Source organism: Pseudomonas sp. AC242 (genome assembly GCF_979258655.1).
Genome location: NZ_OZ409873.1, coordinates 3,823,588 through 3,840,030 on the forward strand (window position 1 = coordinate 3,823,588; position 16,443 = coordinate 3,840,030).

Annotated in this window: 12 protein-coding genes; 5 read left to right on the forward strand and 7 right to left on the reverse strand. The window is 59.0% G+C overall.

What is annotated here, in order from left to right:
* Positions 1 to 75: 75 nt before the first annotated feature.
* Both gyrA and mtnA read right to left on the reverse strand, forming a co-directional pair.
* A complete protein-coding gene (gene gyrA, locus ACZZ0A_RS17120; RefSeq protein WP_007908402.1) occupies positions 76 to 2,850 on the reverse strand; it encodes a DNA gyrase subunit A in 2,775 nt (924 codons plus the stop codon).
* Positions 2,851 to 3,284: 434 nt separating this feature from the next.
* Entirely contained in the window at positions 3,285 to 4,361 is a 1,077-nt protein-coding gene (gene mtnA / locus ACZZ0A_RS17125) for an S-methyl-5-thioribose-1-phosphate isomerase (protein WP_042704961.1), read from the reverse strand.
* A 108-nt stretch (positions 4,362 to 4,469) separates the two neighbouring features.
* On the opposite strand from mtnA, the gene ACZZ0A_RS17130 reads away from it, so the two are divergent.
* From ACZZ0A_RS17130 to ACZZ0A_RS17150, 5 genes are all read left to right on the forward strand, one after another.
* The gene (locus tag ACZZ0A_RS17130; protein WP_095112913.1) at positions 4,470 to 5,804 is read left to right on the forward strand and encodes a TRZ/ATZ family hydrolase; all 1,335 of its coding nucleotides are present in this window, start codon (positions 4,470 to 4,472) and stop codon (positions 5,802 to 5,804) included.
* Positions 5,805 to 5,861: 57 nt separating this feature from the next.
* Entirely contained in the window at positions 5,862 to 6,560 is a 699-nt protein-coding gene (ubiG, locus tag ACZZ0A_RS17135) for a bifunctional 2-polyprenyl-6-hydroxyphenol methylase/3-demethylubiquinol 3-O-methyltransferase UbiG (protein ID WP_007908399.1), read from the forward strand.
* A 4-nt stretch (positions 6,561 to 6,564) separates the two neighbouring features.
* Entirely contained in the window at positions 6,565 to 7,236 is a 672-nt protein-coding gene (gene mupP / locus ACZZ0A_RS17140) for an N-acetylmuramic acid 6-phosphate phosphatase MupP (protein WP_463543495.1), read from the forward strand.
* Positions 7,237 to 7,312: 76 nt separating this feature from the next.
* Positions 7,313 to 8,053, forward strand: a complete 741-nt coding sequence (locus ACZZ0A_RS17145; RefSeq protein ID WP_007908397.1) for a YciK family oxidoreductase — start codon at positions 7,313 to 7,315, stop codon at positions 8,051 to 8,053.
* 361 nt (positions 8,054 to 8,414) lie between these two features.
* Positions 8,415 to 9,341, forward strand: coding sequence for a GGDEF domain-containing protein (locus ACZZ0A_RS17150; RefSeq protein WP_007908395.1), 927 nt, complete (start codon positions 8,415 to 8,417; stop codon positions 9,339 to 9,341).
* 134 nt (positions 9,342 to 9,475) lie between these two features.
* Here the strand turns inward: ACZZ0A_RS17150 and ACZZ0A_RS17155 are convergent, their stop codons facing one another.
* From ACZZ0A_RS17155 to trhO, 5 genes are all read right to left on the reverse strand, one after another.
* On the reverse strand, positions 9,476 to 10,237 hold the full coding sequence (locus ACZZ0A_RS17155) for a TenA family transcriptional regulator (RefSeq protein WP_409212648.1): 762 nt from the start codon (positions 10,235 to 10,237) through the stop codon (positions 9,476 to 9,478).
* A 79-nt stretch (positions 10,238 to 10,316) separates the two neighbouring features.
* Entirely contained in the window at positions 10,317 to 12,776 is a 2,460-nt protein-coding gene (locus tag ACZZ0A_RS17160; protein WP_095112911.1) for an EAL domain-containing protein, read from the reverse strand.
* A 201-nt stretch (positions 12,777 to 12,977) separates the two neighbouring features.
* Positions 12,978 to 14,804, reverse strand: a complete 1,827-nt coding sequence (locus ACZZ0A_RS17165) for an ABC transporter ATP-binding protein (protein WP_007908392.1) — start codon at positions 14,802 to 14,804, stop codon at positions 12,978 to 12,980.
* Positions 14,797 to 15,399 (reverse strand): DsbA family protein, encoded by a 603-nt coding sequence (locus tag ACZZ0A_RS17170; RefSeq protein WP_176472332.1) that lies wholly within the window; start codon positions 15,397 to 15,399, stop codon positions 14,797 to 14,799. The genes ACZZ0A_RS17165 and ACZZ0A_RS17170 overlap by 8 nt, the downstream gene beginning before the upstream one ends.
* Positions 15,400 to 15,434: 35 nt before the next feature.
* On the reverse strand, positions 15,435 to 16,376 hold the full coding sequence (trhO, locus tag ACZZ0A_RS17175; RefSeq protein WP_007908390.1) for an oxygen-dependent tRNA uridine(34) hydroxylase TrhO: 942 nt from the start codon (positions 16,374 to 16,376) through the stop codon (positions 15,435 to 15,437).
* Positions 16,377 to 16,443 lie beyond the last annotated feature (67 nt).

Below are 16,443 nucleotides of genomic sequence, written 5' to 3' on the forward strand. Positions count from 1 at the left end.
CAACTCCTACAGGGGAAATTCATACCGGACAAATAACAAGGGGGCGAATTCTCATCCGCCCCCTCGTTTGTCCGCTTATTCTTGCGGTTCTTCGTCTGCTGCGGCGTCGAGTTGCTGGTCTTCACCGGCATCGTCGTTTACGACAGTGCCTTCGAATTCCTCGCCCTCTTCACCCTCAAGCTCTTCACCCTCAACTTCCGAAGGCTCCTGAACCCGCTCCAGCCCGACCAGGGTTTCATCCTTGGCCAGCTTGATCAGCGTTACACCTTGAGTGTTACGACCCAGGCTCGACACTTCGTCGACACGGGTACGCACCAGGGTGCCCTGATCGGAGATCAGCATGATTTCTTCACCGTCCTGCACCTGAACTGCGCCGACCAGACGGCCGTTACGCTCGTTGCTGACCATGGCGATAACGCCCTGACCGCCACGTTTGTATTCAGGGAACTCGGTGATCGCCGTGCGCTTGCCGTAGCCGCGCTCGGAGGCGGTGAGGATTTCGCTGCCCTCTTCCGGAATCAACATGGAGATCAGCTTCTGCCCTTCCGGCAGACGCATGCCACGCACACCGCGGGCGGTACGGCCCATGGCGCGAACTTCGGATTCCTTGAAGCGCGTCACTTTGCCGCCGTCGGAGAACAGCATGATTTCCTGCTCGCCATCGGTGATGGCTGCGGAGATCAGGATGTCGCCTTCGTCCAGTTCCAGCGCGATCAGACCAACGCTGCGCTGACGGCTGAAGGCCACCAGCGGCGTCTTCTTCACGGTACCGTTGGCAGTCGACATGAAGATGAACGGCGCTTTCTTGCGATCGGCAGCCTTGATGCGAGCGCGACGCTCTTCATCGGTTTCGTTGCTGTTTTCGATCTCTTCTACATCAGCCTCGACGCCTTCGGCTTCTTCTTCATCAGCCTGACGCTTCATGGCTTCGAGATCGACCGGCAGCATGGTGGTGATGTACTCGCCTTCGCTCAATGGCAGAAGGTTGACCAGCGGACGGCCACGGGCGGCGCGGGACGCTTCCGGAATCTCGTAGGTCTTGAGCCAGTACACCTTGCCCTTGCTGGAAAACAGCAGCAGCGTGGTGTGACTGTTGGCAACCAGCAGGTGAGCGATGTAGTCCTCATCCTTGACGCCGGTGGCCGATTTGCCTTTACCGCCACGACGCTGAGCCTGATACGCAGCCAGAGGCTGGGTCTTGGCGTAGCCCCCGTGGGAGATGGTCACGACGCGTTCTTCTTCCGGGATCATGTCACCCAGGGTCAGATCAAGACGGGCATCGAGAATTTCGGTGCGACGCTGGTCGCCGTATTCGGCGCGGATCACTTCCAGCTCTTCGCGGATCACTTCCATCAGGCGCACGGCGCTGTTGAGGATGCGGATCAGCTCGCCGATCTGGTTAAGGATCTCTTGATACTCGGCCAGCAGTTTTTCGTGTTCCAGACCGGTCAGACGGTGCAGACGCAGTTCCAGAATGGCTTGCGCCTGTTCTGGCGACAGGAAGTACTTGCCTTCGCGCAGACCGTATTGCGGGTCGAGGTTTTCCGGACGGCACGAATCGGCACCGGCACGTTCCACCATCGCCACCACTGCCGAGGATTCCCACGGCGTGCTGACCAGGGCTTCTTTTGCTTCCGACGGCGTCGGCGAAGCCTTGATCAGCGCGATAACCGGATCGATGTTCGACAGGGCAACGGCCTGACCTTCGAGGATATGACCACGCTCGCGCGCCTTGCGCAGTTCGAACACGGTACGGCGGGTAACGACTTCGCGACGGTGACGGACGAAGGCTTCCAGCAGATCCTTGAGGTTCAGGATGCGTGGACGACCATCGATCAGCGCAACGATGTTGATGCCGAATACCGATTGCAGCTGGGTCTGGGCGTAGAGGTTGTTGAGGATCACCTCAGGCACTTCGCCGCGACGCAGTTCGATCACGACGCGCATACCGTCCTTGTCGGACTCGTCGCGCAGTTCAGTGATGCCTTCCAGCTTCTTCTCTTTGACCAGCTCGGCGATCTTCTCGATCAGACGCGCCTTGTTCAACTGGTAAGGGAGTTCGGTGATGACGATCTGCTGACGGCCACCGACCTTGTCGATGTCTTCGATGATCGAGCGGGCGCGCATATAAATGCGCCCGCGACCGGTGCGGTAGGCTTCGATGATGCCGGCGCGACCATTGATGATCGCGGCGGTCGGGAAGTCCGGACCGGGGATGTACTGCATCAACTCGTCGACGGTCAGCTCAGGGTTGTCGATGAGTGCCAGGCAACCGTCGATGACTTCACCGAGGTTGTGTGGCGGAATGTTGGTCGCCATGCCCACGGCGATACCGCTGGAGCCGTTGACCAGCAGGTTGGGGATACGGGTCGGCATGACCGCCGGGATCATTTCGGTGCCGTCGTAGTTCGGCACCCAGTCCACGGTTTCTTTGTGCAGGTCAGCCAGCAGCTCGTGCGCCAGCTTGGTCATGCGCACTTCGGTGTATCGCATCGCCGCAGCGTTGTCGCCGTCGACCGAACCGAAGTTGCCCTGACCGTCTACCAGCAGGTAGCGCAGGGAGAAAGGCTGAGCCATACGAACGATGGTGTCGTACACGGCAGTGTCGCCGTGCGGGTGATACTTACCGATCACGTCGCCGACAACACGGGCAGATTTCTTGTACGGCTTGTTGAAGTCGTTGCCCAGCTCGCTCATCGCGAACAGTACGCGACGGTGCACGGGCTTGAGGCCATCGCGCGCATCCGGCAGTGCACGGCCGACGATTACGCTCATCGCGTAGTCGAGGTAGGACTGTTTCAGCTCGTCTTCGATATTGACCGGGAGGATTTCTTTGGCCAGTTCGCCCATGAGAAGCCTGATTCCTTTTTCTGGTGAAACTTCGTCATATCCATGTGGGAGCAACGAAGCTCGCCGGGGCAGGCCGAGTGCCATGCGCCGACTTACGACAAATCAACATTGGATCGCGGATTTGCGCAGTAAAGACAGCTCCGTGGAGCTGCCTCGGAAAACGCCGGATGTTATCACAAAGGCCGCCACGCACCTATCCCCCAGATGCGCATGGAGCATAGTTAGTTGACCGGTGACAGGCTTAACGGGGACGAGAGAAGCTCAGAGCTTCTTTGAATGCAGATTTGAGGGCTGATTTGCGGATGTTTATTGACATTTAGGGGTACAAACACCTGTAGGAGCTGCCGAACGCTGCGATCTTTTGATCCTGCCCTCTAAAAAGCAAGATCAAAAGATCGCAGCCTTCGGCAGCTCCTACATTGAGTATCACCGCATTAATGCAGGCGTTTGCGGCACATCAACTGGGCCATTTTCGCGGTGTCCGGGCGTTCGACGATGCCTTTTTCGGTGACGATCGCGTCGATGAGATCCGCCGGCGTCACGTCAAACACCGGATTGAACGCTTCAACGTCCGCACCGACACGCTTGCCGCCGACTTCCAGCAACTCGGCGCCGTCACGCTCCTCGATCGGAATGTCGTCACCGCTGGCCAGATTCATGTCGATGGTGGAACTCGGTGCCACGACCATGAAGCGCACACCGTGGTGCATGGCGTTGACCGCCAGTTGATAGGTGCCGATCTTGTTCGCCACGTCACCATTGGCGGTGATTCGGTCAGCACCGACGATCACCCAGGTCACGCCTTTGGTTTTCATGATGTGTGCAGCGGCGGAGTCGGCATTCAACGTAACCGGGATGCCTTCGTTGGCCAGTTCCCACGCAGTCAAACGCGAGCCTTGCAACCATGGGCGGGTCTCGTCGGCATAGACGCGCTCGACCATGCCTTCAATGAAGGCTGCACGAATCACCCCTAACGCCGTACCGAAACCACCGGTGGCCAGCGCGCCAGTATTGCAATGAGTCAGAATCGCCTGGGCATTGCCCTGATGCTTGCGGATCAGATCAACGCCCAACTGGGCCATGGTCAGGTTGGCTTCGCGGTCGCTTTCGTGAATGGCGATGGCTTCGGCTTCCAGCGCGGCCAGCGGATCGGCGTTCTCTTTCAAGCGATCAAGGCGATCGTGCATGCGACCCAAGGCCCAAAACAGGTTAACCGCTGTCGGACGGGAATCGGCCAGCAAGGCAAAGTCCTCTTCCAGCGCCACGTACCAATCGCCACCTTCGGCGATCCGCGCACGGGCCGCGAGGACGATGCCATACGCGGCACTGATGCCAATGGCCGGCGCGCCACGTACCACCATCGAGCGAATCGCCTCGGCCACGCCGGCGGCGCTGGTGTAGGCAATCCAGGTTTCTTCGAACGGCAAAATACGCTGATCCAGCAGGTGCAGCGCGCCGTCACGCCAATCGATGGCCTTCACTTTTTCCGCAGCCAACAGTCGATCGCGCATCCTACACCCCGCACTCATGAACAAAAGCCGCCGATTATAGCGATCCCCCCGCGAAGACGCTCGGGTATACTTCGCCATCCTTTACAAAAGCACTGGAACCGACCCTCGATGCCGAAACCTGCCATTGCGCTCGACTTATTATTGCTGCCGACCTGGCTGGTACCCGTCGAACCTGCAGGCGTTGTGCTCAAGGAGCACGGCCTGGGCATCCGCGACGGTCGCATCGTGTTTATCGGCCCGCGCGCCGAAGCATTGAAGTGTAACGCCACTGAAGTCCGCGAACTGCCGGACGTGCTGCTCGCCCCCGGTCTGATCAACGCCCACGGCCATGCGGCGATGACGCTGTTCCGTGGCCTGGCCGATGATCTGCCGCTGATGACCTGGCTGGAAAACCATATCTGGCCGGCCGAGGCCAAGTGGGTCGATGAAGATTTCGTTCGTGATGGCACCGACCTGGCCATCGCCGAGCAGATCAAGGGCGGCATCACCTGCTTCTCGGACATGTATTTCTTTCCAAAAGTCGCCAGCGAGCGCGTGCACAACAGCGGCATTCGCGCGCAGATCGCCATTCCGATCCTTGATTTCCCGATCCCGGGCGCCAGCAGTGCCGATGAAGCCATTCGTCAGGGCGTCGAATTGTTTGGCGACTTGAAGCATCACGAACGCATCAAGATCACCTTCGGCCCTCATGCACCGTACACCGTCGGCGACGAGAATCTCGAGAAAATCCGCGTGATTGCCGAGGAGCTGGACGCATCGATCCACATGCACGTGCATGAAACCGCGTTCGAAGTCCAACAAGCGCTGGAGCAGCGTGGCGAACGCCCGCTCGCTCGCCTCGGTCGTCTGGGCCTGCTCGGCCCGCGCTTCCAGGCCGTGCACATGACCCAGATCAGCGATGACGACCTGGCGTTGCTGGTAGAAAGCAACACCAGCGTCATTCATTGCCCGGAATCGAACCTGAAACTCGCCAGCGGTTTCTGCCCGGTCGAGCGTTTGTGGCAGGCTGGGGTGAATGTCGCGGTCGGCACCGATGGCGCCGCCAGTAATAATGATCTCGATCTGCTCGGCGAAACCCGCACTGCCGCCCTGCTGGCCAAAGCCGTTGCCGGCTCGGCCACGGCGCTGGACGCTCATCGGGCACTGCGCATGGCCACCCTGAATGGTGCGCGAGCACTGGGAATCGAGACGCAAGTTGGCTCGCTGGAAATCGGCAAAGCCGCCGACATCGTCGCTTTCGACCTGTCCGGCCTGGCCCAGCAACCGGTGTATGACCCGGTATCGCAGCTTATATACGCCACCGGCCGCGATTGCGTGAAACACCTATGGGTCGCCGGCAAACAACTGCTCGACGACCGACGCCTGACGCGCATGGACGAAGCGCAACTGGGCGCCACCGCCCGTACCTGGGGCCAGCGCATCAGCGGCCACACCGAATCGTAAACACCCCGGCGCCCACGCCGGGGCTACAGCCCTTTTAAAGTTTTAGAGGAATTGAACATGAGCAACGTCGACCACGCCGAAATCGCCAAATTCGAAGCCCTGGCCCATCGCTGGTGGGACCGCGAAAGCGAATTCAAACCGCTGCACGACATCAACCCTTTGCGGGTCAACTGGATTGACGAGCGGGTCAATCTGGCCGGCAAGAAAGTCCTCGACGTCGGTTGCGGCGGCGGCATCCTCAGCGAAGCCATGGCGCAACGCGGTGCCACCGTGATGGGTATCGACATGGGCGAGGCGCCATTGGCGGTCGCGCAACTGCATCAACTGGAATCCGGCGTCAGCGTCGAATACCGCCAGATCACCGCCGAAGCCCTGGCCGAAGAAATGCCTGAGCAGTTCGACGTGGTGACCTGTCTGGAAATGCTCGAGCACGTACCGGATCCATCGTCGGTCATTCGTGCCTGCTTCCGCATGGTCAAACCGGGTGGCCAGGTGTTCTTCTCGACCATCAACCGCAACCCGAAGGCGTACCTCTTCGCCATTATCGGCGCTGAATACATCATGAAGCTGCTGCCGCGCGGCACCCACGACTTCAAGAAATTCATCCGCCCTTCCGAGCTCGGCGCGTGGAGCCGCATGGCCGGCCTGACCGTCAAGGACATCATCGGCCTGACCTACAACCCGCTGACCAAGCACTACAAGCTGGCCAACGACGTTGACGTCAACTACATGATCCAGACCCTGCGCGAGGAATAAGCCGATGGCCATCAGAGCAGTTCTCTTCGACATGGACGGCACCCTGCTCGACACGGCGCCGGACTTCATCGCCATCTGCCAGGCAATGCGCGCGGATCGTGGTTTGCCGCCGATGAACGACAAGTACATCCGCGACGAGATCTCCGGTGGCGCCAAAGCCATGGTAGCGGTGACGTTTTCGATGGACCCGGAATCACCGGGCTTCGAAGAACTGCGCCTGGAGTTCCTTGAGCGCTATCTGGTTGGCTGCGCCGTGCACAGCAAACTGTTCGACGGCATGGGCGAACTGTTAGCTGATATCGAAAAGGCCAAGCTGATCTGGGGCGTGGTCACCAACAAGCCATTGCGCTTTGCCGAGCCGATCATGCAACAGTTGGGACTGGCCGAGCGTTCGGCGCTGCTGATCTGCCCGGATCACGTGAAAAACAGCAAGCCGGATCCGGAACCGTTGATCCTTGCGTGCAAGATGCTTGATCTGGATCCGTCGACGGTTCTGTTTGTAGGCGATGATCTGCGCGATATCGAATCGGGGCGCGATGCCGGGACGAAAACCGCTGCGGTGACGTTTGGCTATATCCACCCGGACGATAATCCGCGTCATTGGGGCGCGGATGTGGTGGTGGATCATCCGTCGGAATTGCGCAAGGTACTCGATAGCGCGCTTTGCAGCTGCTGAGACCTGACGCAGAGCGTCATTGGCTGCATTCCCACGCGGAGCGTGGGGAACGATCTGACTCCATGATGAGGTTTTTATGTTTGATTATTCCGCTCGCCCCGAATTGCTCAAGGATCGGGTCATTCTGGTCACCGGTGCCGGTCGGGGCATTGGCGCGGCTGCGGCGAAAACCTACGCCGCCCACGGCGCCACCGTATTGCTGCTGGGCAAGACCGAAGCGAACCTGACGCAGGTCTATGACGAAATCGAAGCGGCAGGCCACCCTCAGCCGGCGGTGATTCCGTTCAACCTCGAAACCGCCCTGCCCCATCAATACGATGAGCTGGCCGCGATGATCGAGGCCGAATTCGGCCACCTCGACGGCTTGCTGCACAACGCTTCGATCATCGGCCCACGTACACCGATCGAGCAGTTGTCCGGCGAAAACTTCATGCGCGTCATGCAGGTCAACGTCAACGCCATGTTCATGCTGACCAGCACCCTGCTGCCGTTGCTCAAGCTGTCGCAGGATGCCTCGGTAGTGTTCACCTCCAGCAGTGTCGGGCGTAAGGGCCGGGCGTACTGGGGCGCCTATGGCGTCTCGAAGTTCGCCACCGAAGGCCTGATGCAAACCCTGGCCGATGAAGTCGATGGTGTGGCACCAGTGCGTTCCAACAGCATCAACCCGGGCGGTACGCGCACCAGTATGCGCGCGCAAGCTTATCCGGGAGAAAATCCGCTGAACAATCCGACGCCGGAAGAAATCATGCCGGTGTACCTGTACCTGATGGGCCCGGACAGTACCGGCATCAACGGCCAGGCATTCAACGCGCAATAACTGCCATACGTCGCATTTGTTGCCGCGGCAGATTCCTGTCGCGGCATGCATTTGCCGCTGGCGACCGTCACATTTCAGTCAAATTTCCAGCGCACACCTCGCACCCCAATATCCAAACCATTGATTCCAAACGGTTTAAATAAAACCGAACCGAATGGCACGACTTTCGCTCTAATTTTCCTCAAAGCAAGCCACGTGAAGGCAATGGGGCGAGGCCGATTTCGATAGCTGACTAATCGTCATCCGGCAGACTAAACTTACGCCAAACGTCCTACGGGACTGATGGATCAGTATGACGCGCAGCCCATAGCCGCTCTCACCCAGCCTGTAAGACAGACTTACTGCTAAGGGTTCACGCCATATGAAATCACCCTCCCAGACCAATGCAATTGACTTTGACAGTGCCAAATTGCAACGCCTGGGCTTTGGTCAATTGCCTCCCTTGTTGGAGCGACCGGCCAGTCTGGCGCAATTGCGCCAGCAAATGAGCCTGCAACTGCAAACCAGCCTCGAACCGCAACGCATCCTCGGCCTGTTTTTCCGCGAAGTTCAGCGCCTCGTGCCATTGGACGCGCTGAGTTACGTGCACCAAGGCAGCGATTTGCGCCTGGAGTTCGGCAGCCGCGGCCATCACTCGGTCAGCTACAGCCTGAGCCACGAAGGCGAGCACATGGGCGAACTGGTGTTCCGCCGCAATCAGCGCTTCAACGACAAGGAACAAGGCCAGCTGGAGTCGCTGCTGTCATCCTTGCTGTACCCGATGCGCAACGCCCTGCTTTACCGTGAGGCGACCCAGAGCGCTCTGCGCGATCCGCTGACCGGCGCCGGCAACCGCATCGCCATGGAGCAGACCCTGCAACGGGAAATCGAAATGTCCCGTCGCCACCTGCAACCGTTGTCGCTGTTGATGCTCGATATCGACCACTTCAAACGGGTCAATGACAGCCATGGTCACAGTGCCGGCGATGACGTGCTTAAAGCCATCGCCGCGACGATCAAGGCACAATTGCGCAACGTCGACATGGTGTTCCGTTACGGCGGGGAAGAGTTTCTGATTCTGCTGTCCAACACCAGCCGCGAAGCGGCGGCAATGGTCGGCGAACGGCTGCGTTATGCGACACAGGCGGCTGAGTACTACGCCGATGGCCAGTTGATCGAGCTGACCGTGAGCCTGGGATGCTCGACGTTACTGCCCGGCGAATCGGCCGACAGCTTGCTGCGCCGCGCTGACAGTGCGCTGTACGTGGCCAAGCGCGAAGGGCGTAATCGCTTGGCCATGGCGGGCTGAGCTGTTCAACCAACACAAAACAGTGTGGGAGCGAGCCTGCTCGCGAAAGCGGTGATTCAGTCAAAGCAATGCTGACTGACATGACCCCTTCGCGAGCAGGCTCGCTCCCACATTGGTATTGCGTGAGACTTGAATCAGCTCTCGACTACCGCCCTGCGCTCTCGGTTGACCAACAAGCGCTCCGACGTCTCCAGTTGCATGCAGCGCTCCAGAAACAGATACATGTAGTCATAGCTCTTGCACACCGCCTGACGCAGTTCGGCCTGCAAGGCCTTGCTCGGGTTCATCCCCGCGAGCGTGCAGATGATTTCCAGCGCCTCCCAGGGATGAGCATCGTCGTACTGGGCATGCATCTTCAACCACTTCATCGCCCGCTTGCGATCCTCTTCGGGAAACGCTGCGGCATACACGCCGGTGGAGCAGACCAGCGCCGACCACTCCCCGGTCGCGCCTTCAATGGCATAGTTGGTGGCGGCGATGGCCACGATCAGCGAATCGGCAGAACTGGTGTGCCAGCACCAATGACTCAAGGCATGCAACTCAGGCGGCACCTGTTGAGCCTGAAGGTCTTCCAGACTGACGCCATGTGCCCGGCTCCAATGCACCCAGTAATCAGCGTGATTGAGTTCAACGCGGATATTGCGCATCAACCAGCGCCGCGCCATGTCTTCACCCGGATGCCGGGCAAATCTGGTTTTGGTGAGGTTCTGCGCCATGTACAACGCAAACTGCTCAACCACCGGCCAGCCCCCGATCAGGTACTGACGCATGGTTCTGGCGCTGAGCTTGTTATCACGCATGCGCAGGTAAAGTTCATGTTCGACAACCCGGCGCTTGCTCTCGCTGCAATCCTCAATGAGCTGTTGCGCCCAGGCAGGATAACTTGCAGCTTCCATGAGTGGTCCGGTTCGGTTGAATGTGTCGATCACTGTTCGGCTCCTTTTGATTTGTGATTGTAAGGATCGGCGAGAGACTTCAACGGAACGTGCCAGGCGCTTTGAATAACAACGGTTGCGGTCTGGCGGGCCGACTTTGCAAACTGTCACAGGTAAACAACTGTGGGCGTTCTATAACATAACCCTGAGCGTAATCCACACCAATTTCGAGCAATGCCTGCTCGATCTGAGTTGTTTCAACAAACTCGGCAATTGTCTGCTTACCCATGACATGCCCGATGTGATTGATCACTTCGACCATTGCGCGGTTAATCGGGTCGTCCAGCATATCCTTTACGAAACTCCCGTCGATCTTCAGGAAGTCTACAGGCAAATGTTTCAGATAAGCGAATGAAGACATTCCGGCACAAAAGTCATCTAATGAAAAATAGCAACCTAAGCCTTTGAGTTCATTAATAAATCTTATTGCGCTGCCCAGATTTGCAATTGCACTGGTTTCTGTAATTTCAAAACAAATCATTTCAGGCGGTATTGCGTAGTTAACAAACTGCTCTCGCAGAAAGTGCAAAAACGCGTCATCTCCTATAGTAATGCCTGACAGATTAATCGCACACATTGCTAAAGGCTCTTGATGTTCTTGTGCAATACATTGAGCAATAACCTTGAATACGTTCTGAACTACCCAACGATCCAGTTGACTCATCAAACCATAACGCTCGGCAGCGGGAATGAAACTGTCCGGCAGAATCATCCGCCCAGCTTCATCATGCAGACGCAGCAGAATCTCGATGTGCCCACCCTTGTTGTCACCCGGCTTGAGCGGGGCGATTTCCTGGGCGTACAGACAAAAGCGGTTTTCTTCCAGTGCCATGTGCAGCCGTTGCACCCAAGCCATTTCGCCAAAGCGCAGCGACAGCTCGGAATCGTCGGCGTGGTAGACCTGCACCCGGTTGCGGCCCTTTTCCTTGGCCATGTAACAGGCCATATCGGCCGCGCGCAGTGAGGCTTCGAGGGTCGTCGGGGTCTGCGCGATATGCACCAGACCAATGCTCACCGTGGTCAGGAACGGCCGCCCTTTCCAGACAAAATGCAGGTTCTGCACAGTCTGGCGTAGCGCCTCGGCGATTTTCTCGGCCGCGTCTGGCGCGCAGTTCTCCAGCAGAATGCCGAACTCATCACCGCCCAGGCGCGCCAGCGTGTCGCCTTCGCGCAGCCCCGATTGCAACAGCGTACAAATGTGCCTTAACAGTTCATCGCCGGCGGCGTGACCACAGGTATCGTTGACCAGTTTGAATTGATCGAGGTCGAGGAACATCAGCGCATGCCGCCCGGAATGCCGCGTGAGCTTATGCAGTGCCTGCTCCAGCCGATATTCGAACTCGCGACGGTTGGCCAACCCGGTCAGCGCATCATGGGTCGCCTGCCACGACAGGTTGGCGATGTATTGCCGCTCCTGAGTCATGTCGTGCAGCACCAGCACCGTGCCGCTGACCTTGCCGGCATTGCGGATCGGTGCGCCGACCAGCGTCACTGACAACGTCGTGCCATCCAGGCGCTGGATCAGTTTCGAATGCTCGCTGCCGCCACTGAGCTGGCCACTGAGAATGTGCTCGATCAGGGTCAGCCCCTCGGCCTGGGCGTTGTCGTCGAGCAAATTGAACAACGCTGCCAGCGGCAATCCCGCCGCCTGCTCGGCCTTCCAGTGGGTCATGGCTTCGGCGGCCGGGTTCATGTAATCGATGGCACCACTGACATCGGTGGTGATGACGCCATCACCGATCGAATGCAAGGTGACGTGCGCCCGATCCTTCTCAAGTTGCAGCGCCTCGGCAAAGGCATGGCGCTGTTTGAGCAGTTTGTGCGTGCGCCACAAGGCCAGCACGATCAGCCCCAGTGCCGTGGCCAGATTGGTTAACAGCAGCAGCCGCAGAATCATCCGCGAACCTTCGCCCAAGGCATCGCTGAAAGCTTTCGCCGCCGGAGTCACGGCATCGTTGATGGCGAAAATCCGCGCCTTCCAGCGCTGGATATCGGCGCTGCTGGCCGTGCTATCTGAAATGCTGCGGTGCATCTCCTGCGCCACGTCATCCAGTTCGACCAGATAGGCATCGCCGACCGTCCAGCGGTCAATGGCAGTTTCCAGATAACTGAAATGACGGAAGTTGAGGTACAGCCAGATCAGGCTGGAGACGTCGTCCGGGTGGTTGCCACCCTTGAGAATACCTTCGCGTGCCGCGGCCAGATCCGGCGGTTGATGATCCAGCGCCAGGCGTAACTGATGCCCGCCTTGCGGCACGGCAATCGCGTTGCGGTATTTGAGGAAGATCGCCTCGTCACGGCTGTCGGCGTATAGATTGAGGTAATAGATCGCGTCTTTCTGGCCCTTGGACCAGAGACTTTCGCCAGCGACATAACCGCGAACGGCCGAGAGCACGTAAAGACTCACGCCACCCAGTAACGCTTGAAACAACACGACGGCAATAAATGGCCAGACGATGCCCAACAACCGTGGCGTTCCGAGAGTCCGCTTTTGCTTCATGAGATCCCTTGCGCAAGCACTGCCAGATGAACACCGGAAAATCCCGCTCCTGACAGCTCAGCCTAGGCTAGTTTTCGACAAGTCAAAGGGACAGCTCTGCCGTCCTCTAGGCCGATTGTGCAAATGGCTGTGCTGCTTGCGCGTTCCGGTTGAATTTACTCAATGCAATTCAAGCACTAAGCACAGAAACCGGAACGAAACTCAAGGGCGCTGGATCTGCTGCAGGTGACCATAGAGCTTGGCATACAGACCGCCATCGGCGATCAACTGCTGGTGATCGCCGTCTTCAGCGACCTGACCACCATCGAACACCAGCACGCGATCAGCCTGTTTCACCGCCGACAGTCGGTGGGCAATGATCAGCGTGGTGCGGCCATTGAGGAAGCGCGCCATGGCCTGATGCAGGTTGTACTCAGTGGCGGCGTCGAGGGCAGACGTGGCTTCGTCGAGGATGACTACTTTCGGCTCGGCGAGGATCATCCGCGCGATGGCCAGCCGTTGCCGCTGCCCGCCCGACAGACGCACGCCGGAGCGACCGACAATACTGTCGAGGCCATTGGGCAAAGCGCGGATGGTCGCGTCCAGCTGAGCGATTTCCAGCGCCTGCCAGCAGGCTTCGTCACTGCGGGTGCGGCCCATGGTCAGGTTGGCGCGCACGGTGTCGTTGAACAGCGCCGGGTGCTGTAACACCACCGCGACATTTTCGCGAACCGTTTCCAGGCCGATGTCCTGCTGGGTCGAACCGCCGAACCGGATGGTGCCGGCCAGCGGTGTATAAAGCCCGAGCAACAACTGCACGAGGGTACTTTTACCGCCGCCACTGGCACCGACAATCGCGACTTTCTCACCGGGAGCAATCGACAGATTCAACTGATCCAGCACCAGCTCATCGCCGTAGCCGAAGCTCAGGCCTTGCACCTGAATGCCGACAGTGTCGCGGCCCTTGAACGGATCGACGCCACCGGGATATTGCGGCTCATCGGCGCGCGCCAACAACTCGTTGATCCGCGCCAGCGCCCCGCCCGCCGCGTAATAGGCGTATTGCAGATTGAGCAGTTGTTCGACCGGGCCGATCATGAACCACAGGTAACTGAACACCGCGAGCATCTGGCCGATCGACAGGTCGGAGAACAACACCGTGAGCATCGCCGCCGCGCGGAAAATGTCGATGCCGAACTGAAACAACAAGCCACTGGCGCGGTTGGAAGCGTCGGTTTTCCACTGCGAATTGACCGCGTAGTTGCGCACCTCCTGCGCGCGCAGGCCGAGCCGACCGAGAAAGAAGCCCTGGCGGTTACCGGCACGGATTTCCTGAATCGCATCGAGGGTTTCACTCAACGCCTGGGTGAAGCGCGAGGTGCTGTCGTTCTCGAGTTTCTTCAGGTGTTTGACGCGTTTGCCCAACTGCACCGTGGCGTAGATCACCAACGGATTGAACAACAGAATCAACAGCGCCAGTTTCCAGTGCATCCACATCAGGATGCTCGCGGTGCCGACCAGCGTCAGCATCGCCACCAGAAAGCGGCTGAGGGTTTCGCCAACAAATTTGTCGAGGGTGTCCAGGTCGGTGACCAGGTGCGTGGTCACGGTGCCGCTGCCGAGGCTTTCGTATTCGCCGAGGGAAATCCGCTTCAGGCGTTCGATCAGGCGCACGCGAATGCGATAAACGATGTCTTTGGCCAGCCGTGCGAACAGCCGCGACTGCAACACGCCGAAGCACAGCGAGCCGCAACGCAGGGTCAGCGTCACTACCAGCATCAAGCCGATGTAACCCGCCGCTTGCTGCCACATACCGGGCAGCACGTGATTCATGACTTTCAGCGCAGCGTCGCCATGGCCGAGCAGCACTTCGTCCACCAGCAGCGGCAGCAGCAACGGAATCGGCACGCTGCACAGCGTCGCCAGCACGGCGACACCGTTAGCGATCCACAGGGATTTTTTGTGCCTCAATGCCAGTCGCCGGACTTCTGCCCAGCTCAGCCGGTCGACACGCTTTACGGCTGGCGTGTCATCGGCCCGATCAGACACAGGCCGCGCGTTCCAGCCAGCGGCCGAGCAATGGCGACAGCTCGCTGAGCGGTTGGTAGCCGTTGGTCAGCAGCGCCAGTTGACCGTTGCGCTCGGCGAGCAGGGTCGGGAAACCGGCGATGCCCAGATCTTGCACCCAACTGAAATCGGCCTGAGTCGCTTTGTGCTGGTCGGCATGATCGAACAAGGCAGCGAATTCGATACGCGGTACACCGGCCTTTTCTGCCAGCTCGACCAGCACGCTGGCCTGGGTAACGTCGCGACCTTCAGCATAAAACGCCTGCTGGATCAGTCCGACCAATCTCCACGCGCAATCCGGCGCCAGACTGCGCGCAGTAACGATCGCCCGGCAGGCAGGCTCAGTGTCGTAGACAAAACCGTCGGGCAACGCACCGTCAAACTTGAACGGCTGGCCGGTGGCTTCAGTGACCGCTTGCCAATGCTCGATAATGTAGCGACGCGTGGTCGGCTCCAGCGCCGAGCCACTGCCGGTGCGCAAACCGCCAACCACCAGATGCAACTCCACACCGGCTGCTTGCGCCTGCTCGACCAATGCCTTGGCCACCGGAGCAAACCCCCAGCACCACGAACACATCGGATCCATCACATAGAGCAGGCGCGCAGACATGGTTAAGCCTCGGTGGATGCTTGCTTGTAGTTGTAGCCAATCGGGTGCGGCTGGTTGCGCGCCTTGGCCAGTTCGATCTGCTTCTGCCGATCGATCGCGCTGCGGCGAGTTTTCTCGCTGAGTTTGTCCCAGCAATGTGGGCAGCTGATACCGGCCACATAGTGCTCGGACGCACGATCTTCAACACTGACCGGCGTGCGGCAGGCATGACATTGATCGTAGTCGCCTTCGCTGAGGTCGTGACGCACGGTCACGCGGTTGTCGAACACAAAGCAGTCGCCCTGCCACTTGGTTTCTTCCTGCGGCACCTCTTCAAGGTACTTCAGGATGCCACCCTTGAGGTGGTAAACCTCTTCGTAGCCTTCGCCGAGCATGTAGCTCGAGGCTTTCTCGCAGCGAATGCCACCGGTGCAGAACATCGCAACTTTCTTGTGCACGGCCGGGTTGAAGTGTTCTTTGATGTAGTCGGGAAATTCGCGAAAACTGGTGGTTTTCGGATCGATGGCGCCTTCAAAGGTGCCGATCGACACTTCGTAATCGTTACGTGTATCGATCAACAGCACTTCCGGGTCGCTGATCAACGCGTTCCAGTCTTGCGGATCAACGTAGGTGCCGACCTTCTTGTTCGGGTCGACGCCTTCGACACCGAGGGTGACGATCTCTTTCTTCAGTTTGACCTTGGTGCGATAGAACGGCTGCTCGTCGCAGTACGACTCTTTGTGATCAATGTCGATCATGCGTGGGTCGTTCTTCAGCCAGGCGAGCAGGCCGTCGATGCCTTCGCGGCTGCCGGAGACCGTGCCGTTGATACCTTCTTCGGCGATCAGCAGCGTGCCTTTGATCTGGTTGTCGACCATCGCTTGCAGCAGGGGCTCGCGCAGATTGACGTAATCTTCGAGGGTGACGAACTTATACAGTGCCGCCACGACAATCGGTTGTGTCATGGGTATTTCTCCAGGTGGCTACCCTCGCAAAGGGTGAACCGGATTCAAAAAAAACGCGCCGGGTGAG

What these genes read in the sequence shown, in the direction of transcription:
- gyrA (WP_007908402.1), bottom strand. Translation starts at nt 2,850, where the DNA reads ATGGGCGAACTGGCCAAAGAAATCCTCCCGGTCAATATCGAAGACGAG.
- mtnA (WP_042704961.1), bottom strand. Translation starts at nt 4,361, where the DNA reads ATGCGCGATCGACTGTTGGCTGCGGAAAAAGTGAAGGCCATCGATTGG.
- ACZZ0A_RS17130 (WP_095112913.1), top strand. Translation starts at nt 4,470, where the DNA reads ATGCCGAAACCTGCCATTGCGCTCGACTTATTATTGCTGCCGACCTGG.
- ubiG (WP_007908399.1), top strand. Translation starts at nt 5,862, where the DNA reads ATGAGCAACGTCGACCACGCCGAAATCGCCAAATTCGAAGCCCTGGCC.
- mupP (WP_463543495.1), top strand. Translation starts at nt 6,565, where the DNA reads ATGGCCATCAGAGCAGTTCTCTTCGACATGGACGGCACCCTGCTCGAC.
- ACZZ0A_RS17145 (WP_007908397.1), top strand. Translation starts at nt 7,313, where the DNA reads ATGTTTGATTATTCCGCTCGCCCCGAATTGCTCAAGGATCGGGTCATT.
- ACZZ0A_RS17150 (WP_007908395.1), top strand. Translation starts at nt 8,415, where the DNA reads ATGAAATCACCCTCCCAGACCAATGCAATTGACTTTGACAGTGCCAAA.
- ACZZ0A_RS17155 (WP_409212648.1), bottom strand. Translation starts at nt 10,237, where the DNA reads ATGGAAGCTGCAAGTTATCCTGCCTGGGCGCAACAGCTCATTGAGGAT.
- ACZZ0A_RS17160 (WP_095112911.1), bottom strand. Translation starts at nt 12,776, where the DNA reads ATGAAGCAAAAGCGGACTCTCGGAACGCCACGGTTGTTGGGCATCGTC.
- ACZZ0A_RS17170 (WP_176472332.1), bottom strand. Translation starts at nt 15,399, where the DNA reads ATGTGTTCGTGGTGCTGGGGGTTTGCTCCGGTGGCCAAGGCATTGGTC.
- trhO (WP_007908390.1), bottom strand. Translation starts at nt 16,376, where the DNA reads ATGACACAACCGATTGTCGTGGCGGCACTGTATAAGTTCGTCACCCTC.